Source organism: Amycolatopsis sp. FBCC-B4732, from assembly GCF_023008405.1.
Lineage (GTDB): Bacteria > Actinomycetota > Actinomycetes > Mycobacteriales > Pseudonocardiaceae > Amycolatopsis > Amycolatopsis pretoriensis_A.
In genome coordinates this window covers 10113878-10138495 of the sequence record NZ_CP095376.1, presented here as the reverse complement: position 1 = coordinate 10138495, position 24618 = coordinate 10113878, and the positions used below count along the sequence as shown (strand labels likewise).

Sequence of the window (24618 nt, the reverse complement as noted above, 5' to 3'; positions counted from 1 at the left end):
GCGCCTAGCCTTTGAGGCCGCTTTGGGCGAGGCCTTCGACGAACTGGCGTTGCGCGATGATGAACACGACCAGCACCGGCACGACGGTCGTGGCCGCGGCGGCGAGCTGGACGTTCCAGAGGTGACCGCCGTAGACGTCGACGTACTGCGTCAGCGCCACCGGCAGGGTGAACATGTCCTTGTCGGTCAGGTAGACCAGCGGTTCCAGGAAGAAGTTCCAGGTGTTGAGGAAGGTGAAGATCGCCACCGCGGCCAGTGCGGGTTTCGCGATCGGCAGGGCGACACGCCGGTAGAGCCCGAACCGCGAAAGGCCGTCGAGCCGGCCCGCTTCTTCGAGTTCGCCGGGGATCGTGATGAAGAACTGGCGCATCACGAACGTCGCCAGCACGCTCGGCGCCCCGAAGATCGGGACGACGATGAGCGGCCAGTGCGTGTTCGTCAGGCCGAGGTCGTCGACCACCCGGAACAGCGGGATGATCGTGACTTCGCTGGGCACCATCAGCCCGATGAGGATCAGCGCGAACAGCTTCTCGCCGCGGAACCGGATGCGGGCGAACGCGTACCCGGCGAGCGAGGAGAAGAACATCGTGCCGAGCGTGACGAGCACGGCGATGTAAAGGCTGTTGAAGTACTGCCGCGCCAACGGGAAGCCGGTGAACGCGACCCGGTAGTTCTCCCACTGCGGCTGGTCCGGGAACAGCTTCGGCGGGTACGCGAGGACTTCGTTGGCCGGCAGCAGCGACGCCGTGATCATCCACCAGGTGGGGAACACGAACGGCACGGCCAGCACGACCATCACCGCGTAGCAGGCGATCTTCGCCCTACGACTCATGGAACACCCACCGCTTCCGCATCCGCCACTGCAGCAGCGTGAGCACGAGGATGACGAGGAACAGCACGACGGCCAGCGCGGAGCCGTAGCCGAGGTCGTGGTTGGCGAAAGCCTGCTGGTAGAAGTAGAACACCAGGACGTTGGTGCTGTCGGCGGGGCCACCGAGGGTCAGCACCTGGATCTGCGCGAACACCTGCAGCGCACCGGCGACGGTGATGATCGCGGTGAGCAGCGTGGTCGGGCTGATCATCGGCAGGATCACCGAGCGGAACCGCCGCCACGGCCCGGCACCGTCCAATTGCGACGCCTCCGTGATCGACGCCGGGATCCCCTGCAGCGCGGCCAGGAACAGCACCATGTTGAGGCCGACGTTTTTCAGCACCTGCACCACGATCACCGACAGCATCGCGGTGCCGTTGCCGCGCAGCCAGTTCGGCCCGTCGACGCCGATCGTCTGCAGCAGCGCGTTGACGCCGCCGTTGTCCTGCAGGAGGAAGTTCCACACGATCGTCCAGGCGACGAGCGTGACGACCACCGGCGAGAAGAAGACCGTGCGGAACACCGTGGTACCGCGCAGCTTCAGATTCAGCAGCAACGCCAGCGACAGCGCCAGCACCAGGTTGAGCACGACCAGGCCGACGCAGAAGATCGCCGTCGCGCGGGCGACCTTCGGCGCGGTCGGGTCGTCGAAGAGCTTGGCGTAGTTGCCCGCGCCCGCGAACGACGACGTCCCGGCGAGCAGGTTCACGTCCTGGAAGCTGTACCAGACCACCGCGACCAGCGGCGCCACGACGAAGGCGAGGAACCCGAGGGCTTGCGGGGCGATGAAGAGCCACCCTGCCAGTTCCTCGCGCTTCCTCGACGTCCACGTCATCGGCTCAGTGCCGGGTCGATGGCCTGGCAGACCCCGGCCAGCGCGGCGGGCACGTTCGCGTCCGGCTTCCACATCGGGTCCAAAGCGGACTGGACGAGCGACGCGATCCGCGCGCTGCCGGTGTGCGACGGCAGCACCGCACCGTTCTTGATCCCGTTCACCACCACGTTCTGCAGCTGGTCCTGGCTGAACAGCGGGTTCGCCTTGGCCAGCGTGGCCGCGTTGAGCAGGCTGTCGCGGGCCGGCGGGAAGTACTGGCCGAGCTTCGCCGAGTTGGCCGGGTTGGTGAAGAACGCGAGGAAGTCCGCCGCGGCCTTGGCGTGCTTGCCCTTGACCGGCACGCCGATCCCGGCCTGGCCGATGACCTGCGCGTTCGCCTTGGGCCCGGCGGGCAGCGGGACGATGCCCCACTCGAACGGCTTGGCCTTCAGCAGCCCGGCGCGGCTGATCTGCGCGATGGTCAGCCCGCTTTCGCCGGCGAAGAAGTCCGCCGTCGTCCCCGGGCCGGGCAGGGCTTTGTCGGTGAAGATCGCCTGGTGCAGGAACGTCATCGCGGACGTCATCTCCGGCGAGGCGAACCCGCACGTCTTGCCGTCCGGGCCCCAGGCGTCGGCGCCGAAACCGCGCCACACCGAGGCGAGCAGCACCCACTGCTTGTACTCGAACTCGCGGATGACCAGGCCCGCCTTGCCGGTGTCCTTGGCGGCGACCTGCGCGGCGATCCGCTTGGCGGCGTCCCACGTCCACTGTCCACTCGCGACCAGCCGGTCGGGCGTCTCGGTGATCCCGGCCTGGGCCAGCAGGTTCTTGTTGTAGAACATGCCGAACGGCGACGTCGAGAACGGGTAGGCGTACAGGCCGCTGTCCTTGGTCCACAGCTTCGTCGCCGACGGGACCAGTTCGCCCGCGTTGTACCCGGCGGCAGTGTCCAATGTGGGCTTGAGGTCGGTGAGCGCGCCGGACTGGACGAAGTCGGGGGCGTCGCGTTCCAGGATCCACGCGAGGTCCGGCGGGTTGCCGCCGGAGAGCTGGGTGGTGAGCGCGGCGGAGTAAGCGCTCGTGTCACCCGGGACGACGTCGAACTTGACCGACGCGACCTCGGGGTGGGTCTTGCGGTACTCGGTGGCGATGGAGTCGAAGAGGGCGAGCTGGTTCTTGTCCGTCGTCCAGACGGTCATGCGCAGTGCGATGTTCTGGTCGTCGCCGGCGCCGCCCGAGCACGCCGTCGAAGCCAGTGCGACGACGGACAGGGCCGCGGCGAGCAGCCGGATTCTCCGGTAGGCCACGATGCCTCCTGGTTATTCGAATTAGCAGGGACGGTAAGCGTCGCCCCCTGCACTGTCAACAGGCCACTTGAGCCTCAGTGGGAGTCTGTTGTGGAGGGTCCGGCCGCGGTGGCGCCCTCGTGGATCCGGCACGGCAGGAGCAGCTGGCGCGACCGGGGGTTCTTCAACAGCTCGACGAGCACGCGCACGGCGTGCACGCCCATTTCGTGGCGCGGGATGCGGAACATCGACCAGTCGGTCGCGGTGCTCGGCACGGCGTGCGCGTGCGGCTGCTGCGACGGGTCGGCGTCGCCCAGCACGACGAGCGAAAGGTCCTCGGGCACGGTCAGCCCCAGGTCGTGCGCGCACGCCAGGATGCCGTCGGCCATCGCCGAGCTCTCGACGAGCAACGCCGTGACACCCTCGTCGAGCGCCTGCCGCAGCGCGACCGCCGGGTCTTCGGCCAGGAAGACGAGCGGCGGACGGCGGTGCTTGCGCGCGGCGGCCTCGTAGCCGGCGCGGCGGTCGAGCGTCGGCTCGTTCTCCTCGGTGACGCTGAGCAGCCCGATCCGGCGGTGCCCGAGCCCCCACAGCCACTCGTGGACCTCACGGGTGGCGGCGACGTAGTCCGCCCCGACGTAGCTGATCGGCCCGGTCGGCGACTCGCGGCGGCCGACGAACACGAACGGGAACTGCTCCTCGACCAGCTGCGCGAGCTCCTGCGGGTCGTTGTGCCGGCCCAGCAGGATCGAGCCGTCGGCGATGCGCAGCCGGTTCGTGCCGGATTCGTAGATGCGGCGGCGCCCGTCGCGGCGGCCACCGCTGGTGAACAGCAGCAGGTCGAAGCCCTGCTGCTCGGCTTCCTCCTCGATGCCGAGCAGGAACGGCCGGTAGAAGTCGGCCACCCCGGACGGGAACACCGACTCGTAGGTGAAGACGCCGAGGATCTGGTTGGACCCGCCGCGCAGGCGACGGCCCATGATGTCCACGGTGTACCCGGTTTCGCGGAGCACCTGCTGCACGCGGTCGCGGGTCTCCGGGGTGATGCGCAGGCTGTCGGAGCCGTTGAGCACCATGGACACGACGGCCTGCGAGACGCCGGCCAGGCGCGCCACCTGGGCCTGCGTGACCCGGCCCGAACCCGCCGTCATCCGTGACTCCCTCCCGCCGTTCTCCGGCAGACCCTACCGGCGGCACGGTCAGTACCCCCGCACTTCCGGCCACCGGCGTTCCACCCCGGCGACGTCCAGTACCCGCGCGAAGTCCTCGAAGAGCCGGGCGTCCTCGCGCACGGCTTTCGGTTCGACGTCCTCGCCGAGGGCGAAAGCGGCGAGCAGCCCGGCGACCTCGCCGATGTTCCACTCCACGGGGTGCAGCCGGAAGCAGCCGTTCGTGATGTGCGTGGTGCCGATGTTCTTGCCGGCGGGCAGCAGGTTGGTGGTGCGGACGGGCAGCAGCGCCCCGAGCGGGATCTCGTACGGCACGCTGGCGACGTCGATGTAGCCGTCCCCGCCGGTCGACGGGTGCAGGTCGATCCGGTAGCTCCCGACCCCGACGGCGTCTTCGCGGCGCACGCGGCCATCGACGCCGAGGATCTCGGCCGAGACGTCGTGTTCGGTGACGGTCGTGACGGCCTTGATGCGGCGGGCTTCGCGGACGTACGCGGACTTCGCGAGCCCGTCCCTCGTGCCGGTGACGTCGGGGCGGAGCTTGAGCCCGGGGAAGCCGGTGCCGCCGTCGGCGCGGGGTGCCTCGGTCTGGAGCCAGTACAGGACGGAGAGGCTCAGCTGTTTGGCTTCCTCGTGCGCTTTCGCCACGTCCGCTTCGGTCGTGTGACCGGGGATGGTGAGCGCGGGCTTGAGCCAGTAGTCGTTGAGCGGCCAGTTGACGAGCGTGATGTCGGAGTCGAAGGCGCCGTCGGTGTGCAGGTTGCGGGCGAGGATGCGGCGGAAGGCCCACAGTTCCTTGTCCCCGGCGTCGGCGCTCTGGTCGGCGGCCACGGCGAGGGGGTCGCCGGGCGGGTTGGGGACGAAGGTGCGTTTGACCGGCTCGAGCGTCCGTGGGTCCGGGGCGACGAAACCGAGGAGCGGGCCGGGCCAGAAGCCCGGCTGGTAGTCGCGCCAGAAGCTGTACATCGCGGGCCGGTCGACGACGTGGTTTTCGCCTTCGTGGTGGGAAACCGCGAAGCAGTAGGTGATGCCCTGCAGGTTGGCCGGGTCGGCTTCGCCGGGGGCGTGGGGTTCGCCGTGCGTGCTCTTGGCTTCGGCGCCGGTGACGTGCTCGGTGCCGGCGAGCGGCAGGAGGTCGCCGTTCTCGGTGGCGTCGAGGACGTACCGGGCCCGGACGGTGAGCCGGTCGGGGCCGCTTTCGAGCGTCACGGCGTCGACGCGATCCCCGTCGGTGTGCACCTCGACGGGCCGGTGGTCGCGCAGGACGCGGATCCGCCCGGCACTGACGTGCGGCGCGAGCATGGCTTCGAGCACGGCCAGCGCCACCCGCGGCTCGTGGCAGAGCTTGCTGACCCGCCCGGCCCCGGGGTTGAGCTCCGCCCGCTTCGCGGCTTCGGCGCGGAGCGGGTAATGGCGGCGGTAGTGGTCGCGGATCCCGGTGCGCAGCTCGCGGTAGGTGCGAGTGGACCCGAACCGCTCGATCCACGGATTTTCGTCCGGCGGAACGGCTTGCGCGGTGAGCTGGCCGCCGAGCCAGTCGGTCTCTTCGGTCAGCACGACCCGGCGGCCGTGGCTCGCCGCGGCCAGCGCGGCGGCGACCCCGCCGAGTCCACCACCGACGACGAGAATCTCGGTGCCCAGTTCCGTCATGAAGCCTTCCCGAGGATGATAATTCGAATTACTACGCGGGTATGGTGCGCACGGGGAAGGTGACGAGTCAAGAGGCAGAACCGGACAGCGTGGTCGATGAAGACGGGCGCGGGCCGGATACGGGGGCCGCCGCGAGCGGGATCCGCATCAGTGTCGATGCGTCGCGGGTTCGTTCGCGGTCCGGGCGAACCTCGGACGCGTGACGCGAGAACTCAGACGGGCTGGTTGCCGATCAGCCTGGCGGCCAACCGCTTGGCCGTGCGGAACGGCTCCGCGTTCTGGGCGACCACCGACCGGACCGTGGCTCCCTCCAGCAGGAGCATCAGCTCGTCGGCCAGCCCGTCGGGCTCCCCCGCGCGCGTGACCTGCGCCCGCAGGTACCCGTGCAGCGCAGTCTTGTGGTGGCGGACGACCTCACGCACGGGATCGGCCGGGTCCGGGAACTCCGAAGTCGCGTTCAGGAACGCGCAACCGCGATACCCGTCGCGGGACGACCAAGCCTCGTAGGCGTCGAACACCGCCAGCACCCGCTCCCGCGGGTCCGGACAGGCCGCCGTGATCTCGTCGACCTGCTCCTGCCACAAACGATCGCGCTCCCGCAGGTACGCCACCACGAGCCGGCCCTTCGAACCGAAGTTCCCGTACAGAGCCGCCTTCGTCACGCCCGCCTCGGCGGCCACCGTGTCGACGCCGACCACGTGGATGCCGTCCCGGTAGAACAGCGTCGAGGCCGCCTCGAGCACCTTCCCCCGCGCGTCGCCGGGGCGAGTCCGGCCCATCTCGCCTCCATACCCTTCGGTCTACCCGAATACCTGGCCCAAGCCTAGCAGAGCTTGACAGTCAACAGACCGGTCTGTCTGATGGACCCATGGCGACCAAGACACGAGAAACGACGTCCTGGTGGCCCCTCGCCGCAGCCGGCGCGGGGGTCATCGCCCTCTGCTACGGGTTCGCGCGCTACGCCTACGGACTGTTCGTCCCCCGCTTCACCGAGACGTTCGGGCTCACCACCGTCGGCATCGGCGTCCTCGGCGGACTGTCGACCGCCGGCTACGCGGCGGGACTGCTCCTCGCCCCGAAGACTTCGGCACGCTCGGCCCGCGGCACCGTCCTGCTCGCCGGAGCGGCCGCCACCACCGGGCTGGCACTCATGGCGGCGGCCCCGCACGTCACCGTCTTCGCCGCCGGCATCGTGGTCGCCGGCGCCGGCGCGGGACTGGTCTCACCCGGCGTCGCCCAGCTCATCAGCGAGAGCGAGAGCGAAAACCCGGCCCGGGCCCAGACCTGGGCCAACACCGGCACCGGCCTCGGGCTCGCCGCATCGGCGTTCACCCCGCTCCTGGCCCTCGGCTGGCCCGTCGTCTGGGCCGCCTTCGCCGGCCTCGGCGCGGCCATGACGCTGCTCGCCTGGCGGACGCTGCCGCACACCACCCCCCAGCCGGCGACCGCCGGCAGCACGAACACCACGCCGCTCGTGCTCAACTCCGTCCTCATCGGCGTGACGAGCGCGCCCTACTGGACCTTCTCCGGCTCCCGACTCGCCGAAGCCGGACTGAGCCCGGTCGCCGCCACCTGGTGCTGGTTCGCGATCGGGGTGGCCGGGCTGCTCGGCGGGCTCGCCGGCCGGGTCGCCGACCGCGTCGGGCTCCGGGCCGCCAACCTCGCCACCTGGACGCTCGCCGCGGCCGGTCTCGCCCTCCTGGGCGTCCCGGGCCTCGGGCCGAAGAGCGCACTGATCTCGAGCGCGCTCTTCGGCAGCACGTACATGGCGCTGACCGGACTGTGCATCGTCTGGGCGGCCCGCGTGTCCCCCGCGCGGCCCGCCCGCGGCGTCACCTGGTCCTTCGTCGGCCTCGGCGCCGGGCAGACCGCCGCCGCCCCGCTGGCCGGGGCCGCGGCCGGCGCCTTCGGACTGGGACCGGTTTTCATACTGACCGGTCTGGTCGCACTGCTCGCGTGGACTCCCTGGGTCAAGCCAGCCGGGCTGGCAGCCCCGCGGCCGTGACGAGCTCCGGGCCGGGGAACTTGACCGCCCGCGACAGGCGCTCCCCCGTCACCGTGAACACCCACAGCCCCTCCGCGCGCAGGACTCCCCCGGCGTCCGGGCGGTAGCTGCCCGCCGCGGGCTGGCCGTTGGCGCGCGTGGGCCGCAGCCGGATCGCCCGGTCCGACTGGAACGCGTAGCGCTCCAGGAACGGCAGGCACACGCTGACCCCCTTGAACCACACCGGGTGCGGCACGGCTTCGAGGCTGAAGTCGTCGTGGATGACGGTCCGGATGGCCGCGGTGTCCTGGGCCTCGAACGCCGCCAGGTAGCGGTCGAGCAGCGCCCGTTCGACCGCCACGTCCGGTGGCGGCGCGTCGAGGTCGAGTTCGTCGAGCCGCTGCCGGGCCCGCTGCAGCAGGCTCTTCACCGCGGGGACGCTGATGTCGAGCGTCTCCGCGATCTCGGCGGCGGACCACGACAGGACCTCCCGCAGCAGGAACGCCGCCCGCTGCCGCGCCGGCAGGTGCTGGAGGGCCGCGATCAGCGCCAGCCGCACCGACTCGCGCCGGACGACGACCTCGCCCGGGTCGCCGAGCACCGCGTCGGGCAGCGGCCCGAGCCACGCGTGCGACCCGCCCTCGAAGACCCGGGCGTCCGGATCGCTCGACGGCGCCCCCAGCCCGGCGGGCAGCACGCGCCGGTGCTTCAGCTCGGTCAGGCACGTGTTGGTCGCGATCCGGTACAGCCACGTCTTCAGCGACGAACGCCCTTCGAACGCGCCGACCCCGCGCGCCGCCCGCAGGTACGTCTCCTGGACGACGTCTTCCGCGTCCTGGTAGGACCCGGTCATCCGGTAGCAGTGGGCGAGCAGCGCGGGGCGGTGCGAGTCGAACTCGTCCCGCAGCCGCGCGCTCCCGACCAGCACCTCAGCTGACATCGCGCACTCCCCGCTCGTGGATGGCCACCAAAGCTTCCCGCATCCCGGCGAACCCCGAGCGGTGGAACCGGGGCCCGTACGAAACCCGGGCCACCCCGAGCGCCGCCAGCCCGGCCAGGTCCAGCGCCGGGTTCGTGTTGCCGTTGACCGGGCCGGGGACTTCGGCGACGACCCGCGCGAGCGCGTCGCCGGGCGCGCCGATCGGGTACACGCAGTCCGCGCCCGCCTCCCGGTAGCCGCGGGCACGCCGGACGGCCGCCGCCACCCGGTCCGCCTCGGGCACCCCGGCGGGCGGCAGGAACACGTCGATCCGCGCGTTGACGACCAGCGGGACGCCGCTCGCGTCGGCGGCCGCGCGCACTTCCGCGAGCCAGTCCGCGTGCGCCTCGGCGTCCGCGAGCCCGCCGGCGCGGTGGTCGGTGTCCTCGAGGTTGCACCCGGCCGCCCCGGCTTCGAGGAGCCGGTCCACCAGCTCACCCGGTGCCAGCCCGTAGCCGGCTTCGGCGTCCACCGTCACCGGAACTCCCACGGCGCGGGCGATCCGGGCGGCCGCCGCGAACATCTCCCGCCACGGCGCCGCTTCGCCGTCCTGGAACCCCAGCACGTCGGCCACGGCGGCGCTGGACGTCGCCACCACCGGGAACCCGGTCTCGACGACGAGTTCGGCGCTGGCTTCGTCCCAGGCGTTCGGCAGCACGAGCAGGTCGCCGTGGTGCAGTTCGCGCAGCAGGTCGGCGTGGGCTTTCAGGTCGGTCATGATTCAGCACTCCTTCGGTTCGAGGCGGGGGACGAAACAGCCGGCCAGCGCACCGGCGGCGGCGAGGGCGGCGCTGAGCACGACGGCGGCCGTGAACCCCCCGGTGAACGCCTCGTAGCCGCCGGCCAGCGAGAACCCGGCGACCAGGACGGCCACGCCGAAGGCGCCGCCGAGCTGCCGCATCGCGCTGAACGCGCCGGACGCCTTGCCGAGGAACCGCGGCCCGGCCGAGGTCAGCACCGCGCTCTGCACGGCGGGCAGGCACATCGCGATGCCCGTGCCCGACAGCACCAGCGGCGCGGCGAGCACCCAGTACGTCGTCGACGGCCCGGCGACCGCGGCGATCCAGAGCATGGCCAGGCCGTGCAGCCCCAGCCCCGCGACGATGAACGGCCGCTCGCCGAACCGGCCGACCAGCCGCCCGGCCAGCTGCGGGACGACCACGGTGGTCAGCCCCCACGGCGCCAGCCCGGCCCCGGCGGCCAGCGGCCCGTACCCGAGCCCCTCCTGCAGGAACTGGGCCATGAAGAAGGTCGCGCCCAGCGCCGAGGCCCAGTGGAAGAAGATCACCGCGTTGCCCGCCGAGAACCGGCGCGAGCGGAACAGCCGCGGCGGGAGCATCGGGTGCGCCGCCCGCCGCTGCCAGGCGACGAACGCGCCGAGCGCGATCAGCCCGGCCGCGAGCGGTGCCGCGACGCCGGTCCAGCCCGCGGTGCCGACCTGCGCCAGCCCCCACACCACCCCGAACGACCCGGCGCCGGCCAGCAGCAGCCCCGGCACGTCGAGGGCGCGATCGGGCCCGTGGCTCTCCTCGACCCGGGTCAGGGCGAGGACGACCAGGACCGCGCCGACGGGGACGTTGATCCAGAAGATCCACGGCCAGGAGATGCCCGCCACGACGGCGCCACCCAGCAGCGGCCCGAGCGGGACCGCCGCCCCGCTCACGCTCGCGAAGACGCCGAGCGCCTTCGGCCGCAGCTCCGGCGGGAAGGCCGCGCCCAGCAGCGCCAGCGCGAGCGGCACGACGAACGCGGCGCCCGCGCCCTGCAGCACCCGCCCGGCGATCAGCGTGCCGGCGTCCGGCGCGAGGGCGCAGACCAGCGAGGCCAGCGCGAACACGCTCACCCCGGCCGTGAACACCCGCCGCCGCCCCCAGCGGTCCCCGGCGGCCGCGGCCGTCATGAGCAGGACGGCGAAGCTCAGGCCGTAGGCGTTGACCGTCCATTCGAGCTCGGCGACCGACGCGCCGGTGCCGGCCTTGATCGCGGTCAAGGCGGTCGCCACGACCAGCGCGTCGAACACGACCATCATCGAGGCGATCGAGGTGATCGCCAGGACCCACCTTCGCTTCGCCGTTCCTGTTTCCGGTACCGCCGGTGTGGGCGGGGTTTCGACGCGCACTCGGGACTCCTCGCGGCTCGCTTCGCGTTCTGCCGAGGGTTGGACAACGCGCGAGCCGGAAAGGAATCGGTCGTTACAGCGGCAACCCGGAATAGTTGTCCGCGAGCTCGGTCGCCGCGGCCGCCGACGTCACCGTGCGGCGGAGCTGGGCCAGCTGGAGCTGGGCGTCGAAGTCGTCGCCGTGGCGGTGCAGCATCGACGTCATCCACCAGGAGAAGTGCGTGCTGCGCCAGACCCGCCGCAGCGCCGTGTCCGAGTACGCGTCGACGAGCTCGTCCGTGCCGTCCTTGAGGGACGCGGTGAGCGCCTTCGCCAGCAGGGCGACGTCGGCGACGGCCAGGTTCAGCCCCTTCGCCCCGGTCGGCGGCACGATGTGCGCGGCGTCCCCGGCGAGGTAGAGGTTCCCGTGCCGCATCGGCGTCGCGACGAAACTGCGCATCGGCAGCACGCTCTTCTCGGTGATCGGCCCGGTTTCCAGCGCCCAGCCGGGGTGGCCCAGCCGCTGGGCGAGCGCGTCCCAGATCCGCTCGTCGCTCCACGCGGCGATGTCTTCGTCCGGCGCCACCTGCAGGTAGAACCGGCTCACGCGCGGCGAGCGCATGCTGTGCATCGCGAAGCCGTCCGGGTGCCAGGCGTAGATCAGCTCGTCGGCCGACGGCGCGACGTCGGCCAGCACGCCGAGCCACGCGAACGGGTACGCGCGCTCCCAGATCGCGGCGTCCGGGATGGCCGCGCGGCTCGGCCCGTGGAAGCCGTCGCAGCCGACGACGACGTCCGCGTCGACCCGCCGCGCCCGCCCGCCGTCGTCCACGAAGGTCACGTGCGGCTTCCCGGTGACGTCGTGGAGGGTGACGTCGGACGCCGAGTAGTACGCCGGGCGGCCGGCCTTTTCCCGTGCCGCCATCAGGTCCTTGGTGATCTCGGTCTGCCCGTAGATCGTCACCGACCGGCCGACGAGGTCGACGAAGTCCAGGTGGTGCCGCTCGCCGGGCCACTGCAGGTGGATGCCCCGGTGCTCCATGCCCTCGACGTCGAGCCGGCCGCCGAGCCCGGTTTCGCGCAGGAGCCCGACCGTGCCCGCCTCGAGCATGCCGGCGCGGATGCGCGCCTGGACGTAGCCGGGGGTCTGCCGTTCGAGCAGCACCGAGTCGATGCCTTCGAGACCGAGCAGGTGGGACAGCAGCAGCCCGGCCGGGCCGGCGCCGACGATGGCGACCTGGGTGCGCACGGGAACGTCCTTTCACGCGAAGAGCCCCGAGCATCTCCCGGCGGGCCCGGCCCCCACCACCGCACTCTCATTCAGTGAGAGAGTGTCCGAGAGATTCCGCGGGCCGCCGCGCGCAGCGCCGGGATCTGCATCCGCGCGGAGTCGTCGTTGGGCACGATCACCGACAGCGCCGCGACGACGTCACCGCCGCGTCCCCGCAGCGGGACGGCGATCCCCGTGGTCTCCTCGTCGATGAAGCCCGCACAGAACGCGTAGCCGTCCCGCCGGACGTCGGCGAGGAAGCGCCGCAGCCGCGCCGGCTCGGTCAGCGTCGTCCGGCGGAACGCGCCGAGCGGGCCGGCCAGCACCTGTTCCTGCAGGTCGGCGGGCGCGTGGGCGAGCAGCACGAGCCCGGACGACGACGCGTGCAGCGGCAGCCGCCCGGCCACCCGCGTCACGTTGACGACGGCCCCGGGCGCGGAAAGGCGTTCGACGAACAGCACCTCGCGGTCCTCGAGCACGGCGAGCTGCGTGTGGTGCCCTACGACGGCGTGCAGGTCTTCCATGAAGGGCAGCGCCGCCTCCCGCAGCCCCAGCGTCGGTGAGGCGCGCGAAGCCAGTTCCCACAAGCGGACGCCCACCCGGACCCTCCGATCGGTGTCGCGCCGCAGCCAGCCGTGCCCGACCAGCTCCTCGATCAGCCGCGACGCCGTCGCGACGTGCAGCCCGGTCCGCCGCGCGATGTCGGTGACGCGCAGCGCGGGCGCGTCCGGTTCGAAGGTCTCGAAGATCCGGACGACGCGCGTCAGCACGGAGTCGCGTTTCACCACGTCAGGCAGTGTGCCCCAGCCATGGCCAGGGCACACCGCGACGCGTCAGGGCAGCGAGTTCAGGAACGGCTCGTGGCTGTTCTGGAACTCCCAGTTGTAGTACTTGTCCCAGTTGATCGACCAGGTCATCAGCCCGCGGAGACTGGGCGAGGTGCCGCCGCGCAAGGTGTACGAGCCGCAGCCGCTGCCCTTGACCAGGCAGTTGACCGCCGTCTGGACGTCCGCGGGCGAGGTGTAGCCGTTGCCCGCGCTGACCGCGGCGGGCAGGCCGATCGCGATCTGGTCCGGCCGCAGCCCGGGGAAGAACTGCCCGGTGTTCGCGACGCTGAAGCCGGCCTTGAGCATGTCGGTCATCGCGATGTGGAACTCGGCGCCGCCCATGTTGTGGTACTGGTTGTCCAGGCCCATGACCGGGCCGGAGTTGTAGTCCTGGACGTGCAGCACGGTGAGCGAGTCCCGCAGCGCGTGGATGACCGGCAGGTACGCGCCGGTCCGCGCGTCACCGGCACCCGAGCCGCCGTAGAACTGGTAGCCGACCTGCACGAAGAACGTCTCCGGTGCCATCGTGAGGACGAACCCCGAGCCGTACTTGGCCTTGAGCGACTTCAGCGCGGAGATCAGGTTGACGATCACCGGCGTGGTCGGGTTGCGGAAGTCGGTGTCCCCGGCGTTGAGCGAGAGCGAGTGGCCCTCGAAGTCGACGTCGAGGCCGTTGAGCCCGTACTTGTCGATGATCGCCGAGACGGAGCTGACGAACTTGTCCCGCGCGGCGGTCGTGGTCAGCTGGACCTGGCCGTTCTGCCCGCCGATGGAGATGACGACCTTCTTGCCCTGCGCCTGCTTCGCCTTGATGGCGGCGGTGAAGTCGGCGTCGCTCTCGACGTTCGGGCATTCGGCGACGGGGCACCGGGTGAAGCGGATGTCGCCCGAGGTGACCGAGGTCGGTTCCCCGAAGGCGAGGTCGATGATGTCCCAGGCGGCGGGCACGTCGGCCATCCGGACGTAGCCGGAGCCGTTCGCGAAGCTGGCGTGCAGGTAGCCGACGAGCGCGTGCTTGGGCAGGCCGGTGTCGACGCAGCCGGTGGTGGTGGCACTGTTCGTCGCGGATTTCGGCGACTCCCCGGCGGAGTTGTACGCGGCAACGGCGTAGCTGTGGGTTTCGCAGGCCTTCAGACCGCCGATGGTGGCGCTGGTCCCGGTCGTGGTGGCGACGACGGTGCTGCCTTCGTAGACGCGGTACCCGGTGACGGTGCCGGCGGCAGCGGCCCAGCCGAGGGCGATGGAGTTGTTCGTGATGCCGCCGGTGGCCGGGGTCCCGGGCGCACCGGGGGTGCCGGGCGTGTTCCCACCGGGCCCGTCGAGGACGACGTCGTCGGCGTAGTAGGTGCCGGCGCCGTACCAGCCGTGGAGGTAGAGCTGGGCGGAGGTCTGGTTGCCGGTGGTGAAGGTGAGTTGCAGCTGGTTGTAGGCGCCCGAGTTGCCGGACCAGGTGGAGGCACCGCCGGTGATGCCGAGGTAGACGGGATTCCCGCGCACCCAGGCGGAAACGGTGTAGGTGGTGTTCGGCTGAACGGACACGGTTTGCGCGCACTGGGCGTAGTCGGCACCGACGGGCGTGCCGGCGAGGGCGTACCCACCGCCGTGCACGGGGGTGCTGACGGCGGTGGCGTTGGCACAGGACCAGCCGGAGAGCGAGCCGACTTCGAAACCGGGGTTCGTGAGGAGGTTGGCGGCTTCGGCTTGCCCGGTCACGAGACCGGAGAGCGCGAGCACGAAGGCGGCGAGGGTTGCGGACAGTCTGGAACGCCTCATCGGGTCCTCCAGTCGGGGAGTTACCCGATATTGTCTAGACCAATATGTAAAATGTCCAGACCAACGGAGGGTGAGCGGGGCACCGGGTACGGCAAATCCGCACCGGGCCGCTCAAGAACCCAGTTCCACCAGAAGCTTCGCCACCAGCCGGGTGCGTCCCGCGCGGGACCGGTCGATCACCTGCACGCTGCTCCACCCCGCCGGAACCCGCTCGGCGAGCAGGTCCTCGCGCCACTTCCCCACCCGCCGCACGTGCCGCGCGAACGACCGCGGCCGCACCACCCGGCCCCGCCGCCGCTGACCCTCCAGAGCCTGCTCCGCCGGCACGTCGAGGAACAGCAACCGCACCGGCCGCCCGCTCACCGCGCCGACCAACGCCAGCAGCGCACGAGTCGACGCCCGCGTCGAAGGCTCGTGGACCACGATCGGGCCCGTCGCCCCGAGCGCGCGGCCGACGATCCGCGCGCGGTGCCACGCGTGCACCACCGGCCGGTAGCAGCGGTACGGCACCGACGGGACCGCCGCCCCGAGGCGCTCGCGGACCTGGTCGGAGTCCAGCACCGGCAGGCCCGTCGCCGCGTGGCGGAGCATCGTCGTCTTGCCCGCGCCCGGGAGACCCGCCACGACCAGCATGTCGCGTGGCCCGAGTTCGATGACAGAGGGCTCGCTCATGCCCGCTCAACGCCCGGCCGAAGGTAATGGTTCCTTTACCATTTTTCACGGTCCGTGACGCCCGCTTCGGGTGAAGATCGCGCCCACCCCTTCCCGGCGCCCGGAAAATCCCTATCTTCGGGAAGGGACACGGCTAGAACAGGGGAACTCGTCATGACCCAGTCGCTGGAACTCCCGGTCCAGGAATTCTGTCTCGATTGGACACTCGCGGGCGAGGAAGGCCGCCAGGTCGCGGTCACGTTGTCCGGGCAGGTTTCCCTGCTCGACAACAACCGCTTCTACAAGATCGACGGCGTCGTCTACGTCACGGAGGGTGACGCCGACATCCGCGCGGTCGGCAACCCGTGCCTGTCCGTCCGGCGCAACGGCGTCGAAAAGACCGGGCGGCAGTGGGGCTGGGAAATGTGCTCGGCCCGCAAACGCCTGGGCGCGCTCACCACGATGGAGGGCTACTTCGTCCGCACGGGCTACTGGGCGCCCGCCGACCGCGCCATCCAGCTGGGCCTCTGCGCCGAATCCGGGTGGAGCAGGCGGAAGAGCTACAGCCCGCACGTCACCGTCCGGATGGTCGACTGACCACTGTGGACGCCCGGCGCCGCGCCGCGGCGACGACCAGCCCGGCCGCGAGCGCCCCCGCCACCGCGCACCCGGCGCCGAACCCCGGCGACGGCTCGTGCAGGCGCAGCACCGAAACGCAGAGCCACACCGCGGCGCCGAACAGGATGCCCAGCACCGGGCCGCCGACCGGCGCGCCGCGCCAGCGGTGGCCGTTGCGGATCGTGCGCAGCCCGGATTCGAGGTAGGCCAGCGCGAACAGCGCCAGGATGAGGCTGCCCGCGCCCATCGCGCTGGCCAGCGGGTGCTGGCTGGTGAGGAGCGTGAAGGTCTGGGTGATCGGCCCGGTCCGGACGGTCGCCGTGACCGCGCCGCCGACGATCCACCGCGCGATCCCGGGCAGGGTGAGCTCCGCGGTGAAGCCGTTGCCCTCGGCCTTCGCGGCGGTTTCGGCCGAACCGAGCGGAATCCCGGCCGCCGACAGCTCGACCGCGACCGGCCCCGGGTTCCCGGGCCCGCTGAAGATGAGCGGCTTGCTGAGGTCCACCTCGACCGGAGCCGACACGGCGGTCCCCCCGAGGTTCAGGCTCGGCGACGCCGAATGCGGCAGCCGTTCGGGGTTGAGCAGCGCGAGGACGACCAGCACGAGAGCGGCGACGGCGGCGCCGACCCGAAGCCAGACGATGGCGGCGGACGAGCTTTCGGGCGACGGGCCGGTCGAGCCGCCGGTCGGGTTCGGGTCGAGGTGGTCGTACGGCGCGGCCAAGGTGGGGTTGGGCCCGCCGGGCCGCTGCACGGGACGGGTCCGGGCGGGATCGGGTGCCGCCGGGCCGCCGCCCGCGGAACCAGGCGCGCCGGGGCCACCCGCCAAGCCGGCACCGCCGGCCGCCGCGCCGAGGGCCGCGGCCTGCGGGGTCGGGCCCGTCGGGGAGTTGAGCCCCGCGATCACCCTCGGCGTCAGGTGCAGCACCGGCACCCCGGACCGCTCCAGCCACCCGGGCCCGTAAACCGCCGTCGCCGCGGACGCCAGATCCGCCGCCAACGACTCCGCTTCCCGGTACCGGGAGTCCAGCTCGCGAGCCAGGCTCCGCATCACCACACCGGCGATCGGCATCGGCACGCCCGCGATCGGCGCCGGGTCGGTGAACATGTGCTGGCGCATCATGCTGATCGCGCCGCGGGTGTTGTCGAACGGCAACCGGCCCGACAGCAGCTCGTACAGCACCGTGCCCGCCGCGTAGACGTCCGCCGCCGGGCTGAGCGCGTTGCCCATCGCCTGCTCCGGTGCGATGTACGCCGGCGTGCCGAGGATCTCGCCGCCGTGGGTCACCAGGGTCGCGCCCTCGCTGATCACGCGCGCGATGCCGAAGTCGGCCACCTTCACCACGCCCTGCGTGCTGAACAGCAGGTTGCGCGGCTTGACGTCGAGGTGCAGCACGCCGGCCCGGTGCGCCGCGTGCAGGCCGGCCAGCATCGCCAGGCCGATCGCGCACGCCTGCTCGCCGCTGACGCCGCCGCCGTGGAAGCGGCTGTGGACCGTGCCGCCGTCGAGGCGCTCCATCACCAGCAGGTGCTCGCGGCCCGTGCGGACGTAGTCGTACACCGGGACGATGTGCGGGTGGTCGAGGCTGGCGAGCACCCGCGCCTCGCGGTCGAAGAGCGCGCTGCTCGACGCGTGGTCGAGGATGTCCCAGGGCAGCTGCTTGATCGCGACGCTGCGGCCGAGCGTCCGGTGCACCCCCGCGAAGACCACGCCCATGCCGCCTTCGCCGATCTCCGCCCCGATGTCGTACTGCGGCAGGGCGGCGATCAGCTCGGCCGGTGCGCTCATCGGGTGAATTCCTGCGTGGACGGCAGCGGCAGCCGGACCGTGGCGCCGTCTTCGGCGGGCGTGACCGCCGGGGGTGCCGGGTGCGGGGTCAGGTAGCCGAGCAGGAACGCGATCGCCGCCGCGCCCAGCACGACCGGGATCTCGACCGCCGGCTCCGGCGGGACGAGCCGCAGCACCGACAGGCTGATCACCGCGACCAGGCCGGTGCCGAACCCGGCGGGCAGGAAGCGCAAGCCGCGGCGCCAGCGGTTGGGCGCCAGCCGGTGGCGGGCCAGCGCGAGCAGCGCGGCCGCCCAGGCGAGCACCGTCAGCACGAGCATCGCCAGGCCGAACACGCCGTACACCGACCAGACGGAGCCGCGGACGTCGGCGACCGTCGTCGCTTCACCGAGCGTGACGCGCTGGCCGTCGAGCAGCTCCACGGACGAGGGAAGCAGCCCCGTCGCCTGGCCGCTGAGGTCACCGAGGTCGAGCACGAACGTCCGGGTCGCCGAGCCCCGGGCCGGCACCTCGAACGGCGCCGTCGTGTCGTAGGCGAAGAACGTCAGCGCGAGGGCGACCCCCGACAGCCGCACGCTGCGGACCTTCACCGGCGCGGTGCCGGAGTTGGTGGCCACGACCTTCAGTTCGACCTGGCTCGCCGGGTCGATCGGGACGGTGGCGTCCTCGACCGGCCGCTGGTCGATCGACACCTGCACGTCGAGCGAGCCGGAATCGGCCGACGCGGCCGGCGCGCCGAGCACCACCGCGCACAAACCCAACGCAACCCCCGCCGCGATGACACGTCCCATTGGGCATCCCCTACTTGCGTTATCCGACTGGTCCGGAATGCTACAGCGAGCACACACCGGGGAGGGACGTCCGATGAGATTCGTGGTTCGGCTGTTTTTGGGCGCCGTTGCCGGAACGTTGCTGCTGCTCACGTTCGCGGGCAACGCCAACGCACAATACACATCTTCGGTTGGTTTGAAACCGTCGAGCGGGCCGGCAGGCAGTTCTTTCACCATTTCCTGGAACGGTTTCCCGACCTGCCGGATCATCAATTTCTTCTGGGCGGGCGCCGCGCTCACCCAGAAGGTGGCGCCCGCGACCAGCGGGCAGATCCCGGCCACCGTTCCAGCCTCCGCGAAGCCCGGCTCCTACACGGTGACCGCGACTTGCACGAGCCAGAAGCAGACCGCCAGCGGGACCTTCGTCGTCACGGGGGTCACCACAACCACGACCCCGCCGCCCCCGGCCACCACCCCGCCGGTCGTGACCACGCGCCCGACCCGGCCCGGCACCACCACGACCCCGCCCGGCACCACCACCCCGCCGCCGTCCACCACGACGACCCCGCCGACGACGACCACCACCACGCCGCCCGGCACGCCCGGCACGCCCGGCACCCCCACCGCGACCAGCACCGTGCCCAAGCCCGGTGAACTCGTGCTCGACCGGCCGAGCATCCAGCCCGGGGAGACCCTCGCGGCGTCGGGCCGGGGCTGCCAGCCCGACCGCACGGTCACGCTCACCTCCGACGGCGCCGAGGTCGGCGAGGCCCGCACCGACAGCTCCGGCGCGTTCACCGCACCCGTCGAGTTCACCCGCATCGAAGCCGGGCGGCACACCGTCGTCGCCGAGTGCGGGGTGCGGCTGACCGGGGCCGTCGACCAGGTCGTCACCCGCTCGTCCGGCGGCCAGACCGGCACGCTGGTCGTCCTCGTGTTCTTCGTCCTCGCCGGCATCACGGCGATCCGCTTCCGGTAGTCCCCGGTTGACAGGCAGCCGGTTGGCTGCCTATCGTCGGAAAGGCACCCAACCGGCTGCACGTTTGCCGGGACACCGCGGAAGCGAGCGCGATGGACGAGGTCTTCAAGGCACTGGCCGACCCCAGCCGCCGCCGGCTGCTGGACGCGCTCAACGAGCGCAACGGCCAGACCCTGCGCGAACTCTGCGCGGTACTGGCGATGGCCCGCCAGTCGGTGAGCAAGCACCTGGCCGTGCTCGAGGCGGCCGGGCTGGTCACGACGACCTGGCGCGGCCGGGAAAAGCTGCACCACCTCGACGCCGCCCCGATCAACGCGATCGCCGACCGCTGGATGACCCGCTACGACCACAGGCGGGCCGGCGCGCTGGCCGACCTGAAACGAGCGCTGGAGTCCGGACCGATGAACGAATTCGCGTACACGACCTACATCAACACGACGCCGGAGAAGCTCTGGCAAGCGCTTACCGACCCGGCCTTCACCCGCCAGTACTGGGGCGTTTCCTTCGAAACCGACTGGAAAAAGGGTTCGCCGATGATCTGGCGCGAAAGCGGCGCGAAAACGGAACACCCGGACCAGGTCGTCCTCGAATCGGATCCGTTCCGCCGGCTTTCCTACACGTGGCACACCTTCACTGCGGAATGGGCGAACGGTAACGGAATCGACGCGGAAACGCTCGCGAAACTGCAGGGTGAAAGCCGCACCAAGGTCACGTTCACCCTCGAACCGCAGGGCGAACTGGTGAAGCTGACCGTGCTGCACGACGGCTTCGACGACGACAGCACGACGCTGGCGATGTGCAGCCAGGGCTGGCCCGCGCTGCTGTCCAGCCTGAAGACGCTGCTGGAAACCGGCGTCCCCCTTCCGTGATCCCGGCCAATCGGTCGAACCTCCTGAACACGACAGATCTGGCACACGGAAAAGTCTGAATCCTCCCCCTTTCGTGGGCGGCCGGCTGAAGTCCGGGTGAATTCCCTCCGATCGACGCCATCCGATGCGGTTTCGCGGGCGTTAGGCTCGCATAATCCGTGACCGGTGATGGTCCGATCGAGTGACGGGAGAGTGCGCGTGCCGGGGTCAGTACGTGCTCGCTGGATCGTGGCGGCGGTCGTGCTCGCCGTCGTGGCGGGTGCTGCCGTGGTGTGGTGGCCCGGCAGCACAGCCGCCGGGGATCCGGAGATCGCGGTTTCGCGCTCGGCGTGCGGCACCGGCTGGTCGGAGCCGAAGCCCGGGCCGCAGACGTTCCGGCTGCACAACACCGGCTCGGTGACCGCCGAAATCGACCTGATCGACCCGGCGACCGGCGTGATCTACGGCGAGGTCGAGGGCCTCGGTCCGGACACCACCCGGCCGCTGCAGGTCAACCTCGGCAACGGCAGCTACGCGTTCCGCTGCCTGCCCGAGGACTCGAGCGCGATCGTCGGGCCGGCCGTGCGGGTCAGCGGCGGGGCCGACCGGACCGGGCCGGGCGTCGCGCCGGTGACGCACAACGACCTGCTCGGCCCGCTCAAGGCCTACCAGCAGCACGTCACGACCGGGCTCGGCGAGCTGGTCGCGAACACCGGCGCGCTGAAGGACGCCGTCCACGGCGGCGACCGCGCGGCGAGCGAGGCCGCCTGGCTGACCGCGCACCTGACCTACGAACGCCTCGGCGCCGCCTACGACGCGTTCGGCGACTCCGACGGCGCCCTCAACGGCACCGCCGACGGCCTGCCCGCCGGCCCGGCCGACCCCGGGTTCACCGGCTTCCACCGCCTGGAGCAGGGCCTTTGGCACGGCGAAGACCTCGGCGCGCTCGCTGCCGTCGCCGACCGGCTCGACACCGACGCCCACGCGCTGCGGACGTCCTTCGGCGACAGCCAGGTCGACGGCAACGACCTCGGGCTGCGCGCGCACGAGATCATGGAGAACACGCTGCAGTTCGAACTCACCGGCCGCACCGACTACGGCAGCGGCACCACCCTGGCCACGGCCCGCGCGAACCTCGACGGCACGCGCGCGGTGCTCGACGTCCTCCGCCCGCTGCTGGCCCCGCGCTACCCGGAGCTGTCCAAGGTGGACAGCTGGCTGACGCGCACGCAGTCCGCTTTGGACGCCGCGCACCACCCGGACGGCAACTGGACCCCACTGGCGCGGCTTTCCCAGCCGCAGCGCCAAAAGCTTAACGCCGACGTCGGCGAGCTGACCGAGCTGCTGGCCCCGATCGCCGCGATCGCCGAGCCGAGGAGGGTCTCGTGACCGGCCTGCCGCGCCGTTCCTTCCTGCGTCGCGCCGCCGTGGGCGCGGGCCTGACCGTCGCCGCCGGGGCCGGGCTCGGCGCGTCCTCCGCCGTCATCGACAGCGCGGCGCCCGTTCCGTTCCACGGCCGGAATCAGGCCGCCATCCTGCGGAACCCGCCGGCGCAGACGATCGTCGCCTCGTTCGACGTCGTCGCGGAGTCCAAAGCGGAGCTGACCGACCTCTTCCGCGCGATCACCGACCGGGCCCGGTTCCTCACCACCGGCGGAGCTCCCGCGGCGCTCGGCATCAGCGCGCCGCCCGCCGACTCCGGGGTGCTCGGGCCCGTCGTGCCCGGCGGCGACCTGGGCGTGATCCTCGGCGCGGGCTCGTCGCTGTTCGACGACCGCTTCGGCCTGGCGAAGCTCAAACCGGCCAAGCTCAAGCCGATGACGACGTTCCCCCACGACGCCCTCGACCCCGCGCAGTGCCACGGCGACCTCAGCCTGACGCTGTCGGCGAACTCGACCGACACCGTGCTGCACGCGCTGCGCGACATCGCCCGCGCGACCCGCGGCGGCATGCAGCCGCGCTGGAAGCTCTCCGGGTTCAGCTCCCCGCCGCGCCCGGCGGGCACCCCGCGCAACCTGATGGGCTTCAAGGACGGCACCGCCAATCCGACCGGGTCCGAAGTGGACGGTCTGGTGTGGACGACCGGGGCCGGCGAACCCGCGTGGACCGCGGGCGGCAGCTACCAGGTGGTCCGGCTGATCCGGATGCTCGTGGAGTTCTGGGACCGGGTATCGCTGGCCGAGCAGGAGAACATGTTCGGCCGCCGCCGCGACACCGGTGCCCCGCTCGACGGCACCGAGGAGACCGACGCCCCGCGCTACGCCGACGACCCGATCGGCACGGTGATCCCGCTGACCTGCCACATCCGCAAGGCCAACCCGCGCACGCCGGAGACCGACGCCAGCCGGATCCTGCGCCGCGCGGTGAACTACGACCGCGGCGTCGACAGCAACGGCAACCTCGACATGGGCCTGATCTTCGTCTGCTACCAGCAGGACCTGGAGCGTCAGTTCGAGGCGGTCCAGACGCGGCTGGCCGACGAACCCCTGACCGACTACATCTCCCCGTTCGGCGGCGGCTACTTCTTCGCGCTGCCGGGCGTCACCGGCCCGGACGACCACTTCGGCCGCACTTTGCTCGCCTGACAAGCGATCCCACCACGAAAGGAATCTCCACTGTGGACAAGAGAACCCGCCGGCGACGGCGTGGCCTGCTCGGCGCCGGGGCCCTCGCCTCGGTGGCCACGCTGGCCATCGTCACCGGCTCCGCGTCGACCGCGGCGGAAGCCCAACCACTGAACCTCTTCCCCGCGCACTGGATCCCGACGTCGACGCCGATCAAGCACGTCGTGGTCATCTTCGGCGAGAACATCTCGTTCGACCACTACTTCGGCACCTACCCGAACGCGGCCAACACCGACGGCACCCCGTTCACCGCCGCGCACGGCACCCCGAAGGTCAACGGCCTCGACAAGAAGCTGCTGACCGACAACCCGAACGCGTACAACCCGAAGCGGCTCACCCACGAGCAGGCGCTGACCTGCGACCAGAACCACAACTACGGCGCCGAGCAGGCCGCGTTCAACGGCGGCAAGATGGACAAGTTCGTCGAGAAGACCGAAACGGACAAGTGCACCGGCCAGCCGGTCCTGTTCGGCGAGCCCGGCCTGGTGATGGACTACTACGACGGCAACACCGTCACCGGCATGTGGAACTACGCCCAGAACTACGCGCTGAACGACAACTCGTTCGACACGAACTTCGGGCCGTCGACGCCGGGCGCGCTGAACCTGATCTCGGGCAACACCCACGGCGTGCAGGCGGTCGACCCGGTGACGCACGAGCCGGTCAGCGACGCCTACGCCGTGCAGTCGCCGGACGCGAACGGCGTCGGCACGATGATCAACGACCCGGACCCGGCGTGGGACGACTGCTCGGGCAAGAACCACACGAGCAAGGACAACCTGGCCACGATGCACGGCCGGAACATCGGTGACCTGCTCAACCAGCGCCGTGTCACGTGGGGCTGGTTCCAGGGCGGCTTCCGCCCGACGGGTTCGGCCAACGGCTACGCGGTGTGCGGTCAGACCCACACGAACGTCGGCGGCAACGCGGTCGTGGACTACAGCCCGCACCACGAGCCGTTCCAGTACTACCCGTCGACGGCGAACCCGAAGCACCTCGCGCCGTCGTCGGTGCAGGCGATCGGCCAGACCGACCGCGCGAACCACCAGTACGACATTTCGGACTTCGACGACTCGCTCAAGGCCGGCTCGATGCCCGCGGTGAGCTTCCTGAAGGCTCCGGAGTACCAGGACGGCCACGCGGGCTACTCGGACCCGCTCGACGAGCAGCAGTTCGTGGCCGGCGAGATCAACAAGATCCAGCAGTCCCCGGACTGGAAGTCGACGGCGATCGTGCTGGCGTACGACGACTCCGACGGCTGGTACGACCACCAGGCGCCGAAGGTGATCAACGGCTCGCACGACGCCGCGCAGGACCAGGCGGTCTGCACGGGCAAGCCGGCGAAGCTGGGCGGTTACGCGGACCGCTGCGGCTACGGCCCGCGGCTGCCGCTGCTGGTCATTTCGCCGTACAGCAAGGTGAACCACGTCGACCACACGCTGACGGACCAGACCTCGGTGCTGAAGTTCATCGAGGACAACTGGTTCGCCGGCCGGATCGGCGACTCGTCGTTCGACTCCCGCGCGGGATCGCTGGACGGGATGTTCGACTTCTGGTGGCCCCGCGCCAAGAAGGTCACCCTCGACCCGAAGACGGGTGCGGTGACCCACAGCTAGTC

Annotated in this window: 23 protein-coding genes; 7 read left to right on the top strand and 16 right to left on the bottom strand. The window is 71.4% G+C overall.

Translation table 11 applies throughout. The features are described 5' to 3' along the window. Positions 1-4: 4 nt before the first annotated feature. The 6 genes from MUY14_RS46495 to MUY14_RS46470 all read right to left on the bottom strand — a co-directional run bounded on the left by MUY14_RS46495 (position 5) and on the right by MUY14_RS46470 (position 6569). Positions 5-832, bottom strand: coding sequence for a carbohydrate ABC transporter permease (locus MUY14_RS46495; RefSeq protein ID WP_247019486.1), 828 nt, complete (start codon positions 830-832; stop codon positions 5-7). Further along, the gene (locus MUY14_RS46490) at positions 822-1706 is read right to left on the bottom strand and encodes a carbohydrate ABC transporter permease (protein WP_247019485.1); all 885 of its coding nucleotides are present in this window, start codon (positions 1704-1706) and stop codon (positions 822-824) included. Before MUY14_RS46490 ends, MUY14_RS46495 begins: the two co-directional genes overlap by 11 nt. Then, positions 1703-2992 carry a sugar ABC transporter substrate-binding protein gene (locus MUY14_RS46485; protein WP_247019484.1) on the bottom strand — a complete coding sequence of 430 codons (1290 nt, stop codon included), beginning with the start codon at positions 2990-2992 and terminating at the stop codon, positions 1703-1705. The genes MUY14_RS46490 and MUY14_RS46485 overlap by 4 nt, the downstream gene beginning before the upstream one ends. A gap of 74 nt (positions 2993-3066) precedes the next feature. After that, complete coding sequence (locus MUY14_RS46480; RefSeq protein ID WP_247019483.1) at positions 3067-4122, bottom strand: LacI family DNA-binding transcriptional regulator; 1056 nt, start codon at positions 4120-4122, stop codon at positions 3067-3069. A gap of 48 nt (positions 4123-4170) precedes the next feature. Then, positions 4171-5790 carry an FAD-dependent oxidoreductase gene (locus MUY14_RS46475; protein ID WP_247019481.1) on the bottom strand — a complete coding sequence of 540 codons (1620 nt, stop codon included), beginning with the start codon at positions 5788-5790 and terminating at the stop codon, positions 4171-4173. Between the two features lie 212 nt (positions 5791-6002). After that, a complete protein-coding gene (locus MUY14_RS46470; RefSeq protein ID WP_247019479.1) occupies positions 6003-6569 on the bottom strand; it encodes a TetR/AcrR family transcriptional regulator in 567 nt (188 codons plus the stop codon). A gap of 89 nt (positions 6570-6658) precedes the next feature. Here MUY14_RS46470 and MUY14_RS46465 point away from each other — a divergent pair, with 89 nt between their 5' ends. Continuing rightward, entirely contained in the window at positions 6659-7795 is a 1137-nt protein-coding gene (locus MUY14_RS46465; RefSeq protein ID WP_247019477.1) for an MFS transporter, read from the top strand. On the opposite strand, the gene MUY14_RS46460 is transcribed toward MUY14_RS46465, so the two are convergent. From MUY14_RS46460 to MUY14_RS46430, 7 genes are all read right to left on the bottom strand, one after another. Further along, positions 7761-8714: an RNA polymerase subunit sigma-70 gene (locus MUY14_RS46460; RefSeq protein WP_247019475.1), complete on the bottom strand. Its 954-nt coding sequence runs from the start codon at positions 8712-8714 to the stop codon at positions 7761-7763. The genes MUY14_RS46465 and MUY14_RS46460 overlap by 35 nt on opposite strands. Continuing rightward, a complete protein-coding gene (locus MUY14_RS46455) occupies positions 8704-9471 on the bottom strand; it encodes an isocitrate lyase/phosphoenolpyruvate mutase family protein (RefSeq protein ID WP_247019473.1) in 768 nt (255 codons plus the stop codon). Before MUY14_RS46455 ends, MUY14_RS46460 begins: the two co-directional genes overlap by 11 nt. Before the next feature lie 3 nt (positions 9472-9474). Then, on the bottom strand, positions 9475-10872 hold the full coding sequence (locus MUY14_RS46450) for a DHA2 family efflux MFS transporter permease subunit (protein ID WP_247019471.1): 1398 nt from the start codon (positions 10870-10872) through the stop codon (positions 9475-9477). Positions 10873-10945: 73 nt separating this feature from the next. Continuing rightward, complete coding sequence (locus tag MUY14_RS46445) at positions 10946-12100, bottom strand: 4-hydroxybenzoate 3-monooxygenase (protein ID WP_247019469.1); 1155 nt, start codon at positions 12098-12100, stop codon at positions 10946-10948. Positions 12101-12171: 71 nt separating this feature from the next. Further along, a complete protein-coding gene (locus MUY14_RS46440) occupies positions 12172-12909 on the bottom strand; it encodes an IclR family transcriptional regulator (RefSeq protein WP_396126673.1) in 738 nt (245 codons plus the stop codon). 45 nt (positions 12910-12954) lie between these two features. Then, entirely contained in the window at positions 12955-14721 is a 1767-nt protein-coding gene (locus MUY14_RS46435; protein WP_247019467.1) for a chitinase, read from the bottom strand. Between the two features lie 111 nt (positions 14722-14832). Next, positions 14833-15393 carry an AAA family ATPase gene (locus MUY14_RS46430; protein ID WP_247019465.1) on the bottom strand — a complete coding sequence of 187 codons (561 nt, stop codon included), beginning with the start codon at positions 15391-15393 and terminating at the stop codon, positions 14833-14835. A gap of 153 nt (positions 15394-15546) precedes the next feature. On the opposite strand from MUY14_RS46430, the gene MUY14_RS46425 reads away from it, so the two are divergent. After that, complete coding sequence (locus MUY14_RS46425) at positions 15547-15969, top strand: hypothetical protein (protein ID WP_247019464.1); 423 nt, start codon at positions 15547-15549, stop codon at positions 15967-15969. On the opposite strand, the gene MUY14_RS46420 is transcribed toward MUY14_RS46425, so the two are convergent. The 3 genes from MUY14_RS46420 to MUY14_RS46410 all read right to left on the bottom strand — a co-directional run bounded on the left by MUY14_RS46420 (position 15947) and on the right by MUY14_RS46410 (position 19194). After that, a complete protein-coding gene (locus MUY14_RS46420; RefSeq protein WP_247019463.1) occupies positions 15947-17779 on the bottom strand; it encodes a serine/threonine-protein kinase in 1833 nt (610 codons plus the stop codon). The two genes, MUY14_RS46425 and MUY14_RS46420, sit on opposite strands and share 23 nt — an antisense overlap. Beyond that, positions 17776-18570 (bottom strand): hypothetical protein, encoded by a 795-nt coding sequence (locus MUY14_RS46415; protein ID WP_247019462.1) that lies wholly within the window; start codon positions 18568-18570, stop codon positions 17776-17778. Before MUY14_RS46415 ends, MUY14_RS46420 begins: the two co-directional genes overlap by 4 nt. 348 nt (positions 18571-18918) lie before the next feature. Further along, positions 18919-19194, bottom strand: a complete 276-nt coding sequence (locus MUY14_RS46410; RefSeq protein ID WP_247019461.1) for a hypothetical protein — start codon at positions 19192-19194, stop codon at positions 18919-18921. On the opposite strand from MUY14_RS46410, the gene MUY14_RS46405 reads away from it, so the two are divergent. From MUY14_RS46405 to MUY14_RS46385, 5 genes are all read left to right on the top strand, one after another. Continuing rightward, entirely contained in the window at positions 19187-19528 is a 342-nt protein-coding gene (locus tag MUY14_RS46405; RefSeq protein ID WP_247019460.1) for a hypothetical protein, read from the top strand. The two genes, MUY14_RS46410 and MUY14_RS46405, sit on opposite strands and share 8 nt — an antisense overlap. A 92-nt stretch (positions 19529-19620) precedes the next feature. Beyond that, the gene (locus MUY14_RS46400; protein WP_247019459.1) at positions 19621-20397 is read left to right on the top strand and encodes a metalloregulator ArsR/SmtB family transcription factor; all 777 of its coding nucleotides are present in this window, start codon (positions 19621-19623) and stop codon (positions 20395-20397) included. A gap of 198 nt (positions 20398-20595) precedes the next feature. Then, positions 20596-21765, top strand: coding sequence for an EfeM/EfeO family lipoprotein (locus MUY14_RS46395; RefSeq protein ID WP_247019458.1), 1170 nt, complete (start codon positions 20596-20598; stop codon positions 21763-21765). Then, the gene (locus tag MUY14_RS46390; RefSeq protein WP_247019456.1) at positions 21762-22961 is read left to right on the top strand and encodes a Dyp-type peroxidase; all 1200 of its coding nucleotides are present in this window, start codon (positions 21762-21764) and stop codon (positions 22959-22961) included. Before MUY14_RS46395 ends, MUY14_RS46390 begins: the two co-directional genes overlap by 4 nt. A gap of 32 nt (positions 22962-22993) precedes the next feature. Next, a complete protein-coding gene (locus tag MUY14_RS46385) occupies positions 22994-24616 on the top strand; it encodes a phospholipase C (protein WP_247019455.1) in 1623 nt (540 codons plus the stop codon). Positions 24617-24618 lie beyond the last annotated feature (2 nt).

Excerpts from the sequence above, each read along its gene's own strand:
- MUY14_RS46495 (WP_247019486.1), bottom strand. The coding sequence starts at position 832 with ATGAGTCGTAGGGCGAAGATCGCCTGCTACGCGGTGATGGTCGTGCTG.
- MUY14_RS46490 (WP_247019485.1), bottom strand. The coding sequence starts at position 1,706 with ATGACGTGGACGTCGAGGAAGCGCGAGGAACTGGCAGGGTGGCTCTTC.
- MUY14_RS46480 (WP_247019483.1), bottom strand. The coding sequence starts at position 4,122 with ATGACGGCGGGTTCGGGCCGGGTCACGCAGGCCCAGGTGGCGCGCCTG.
- MUY14_RS46475 (WP_247019481.1), bottom strand. The coding sequence starts at position 5,790 with ATGACGGAACTGGGCACCGAGATTCTCGTCGTCGGTGGTGGACTCGGC.
- MUY14_RS46470 (WP_247019479.1), bottom strand. The coding sequence starts at position 6,569 with ATGGGCCGGACTCGCCCCGGCGACGCGCGGGGGAAGGTGCTCGAGGCG.
- MUY14_RS46465 (WP_247019477.1), top strand. The coding sequence starts at position 6,659 with ATGGCGACCAAGACACGAGAAACGACGTCCTGGTGGCCCCTCGCCGCA.
- MUY14_RS46460 (WP_247019475.1), bottom strand. The coding sequence starts at position 8,714 with ATGTCAGCTGAGGTGCTGGTCGGGAGCGCGCGGCTGCGGGACGAGTTC.
- MUY14_RS46455 (WP_247019473.1), bottom strand. The coding sequence starts at position 9,471 with ATGACCGACCTGAAAGCCCACGCCGACCTGCTGCGCGAACTGCACCAC.
- MUY14_RS46435 (WP_247019467.1), bottom strand. The coding sequence starts at position 14,721 with ATGAGGCGTTCCAGACTGTCCGCAACCCTCGCCGCCTTCGTGCTCGCG.
- MUY14_RS46430 (WP_247019465.1), bottom strand. The coding sequence starts at position 15,393 with ATGAGCGAGCCCTCTGTCATCGAACTCGGGCCACGCGACATGCTGGTC.
- MUY14_RS46425 (WP_247019464.1), top strand. The coding sequence starts at position 15,547 with ATGACCCAGTCGCTGGAACTCCCGGTCCAGGAATTCTGTCTCGATTGG.
- MUY14_RS46420 (WP_247019463.1), bottom strand. The coding sequence starts at position 17,779 with ATGAGCGCACCGGCCGAGCTGATCGCCGCCCTGCCGCAGTACGACATC.
- MUY14_RS46415 (WP_247019462.1), bottom strand. The coding sequence starts at position 18,570 with ATGGGACGTGTCATCGCGGCGGGGGTTGCGTTGGGTTTGTGCGCGGTG.
- MUY14_RS46400 (WP_247019459.1), top strand. The coding sequence starts at position 19,621 with ATGGACGAGGTCTTCAAGGCACTGGCCGACCCCAGCCGCCGCCGGCTG.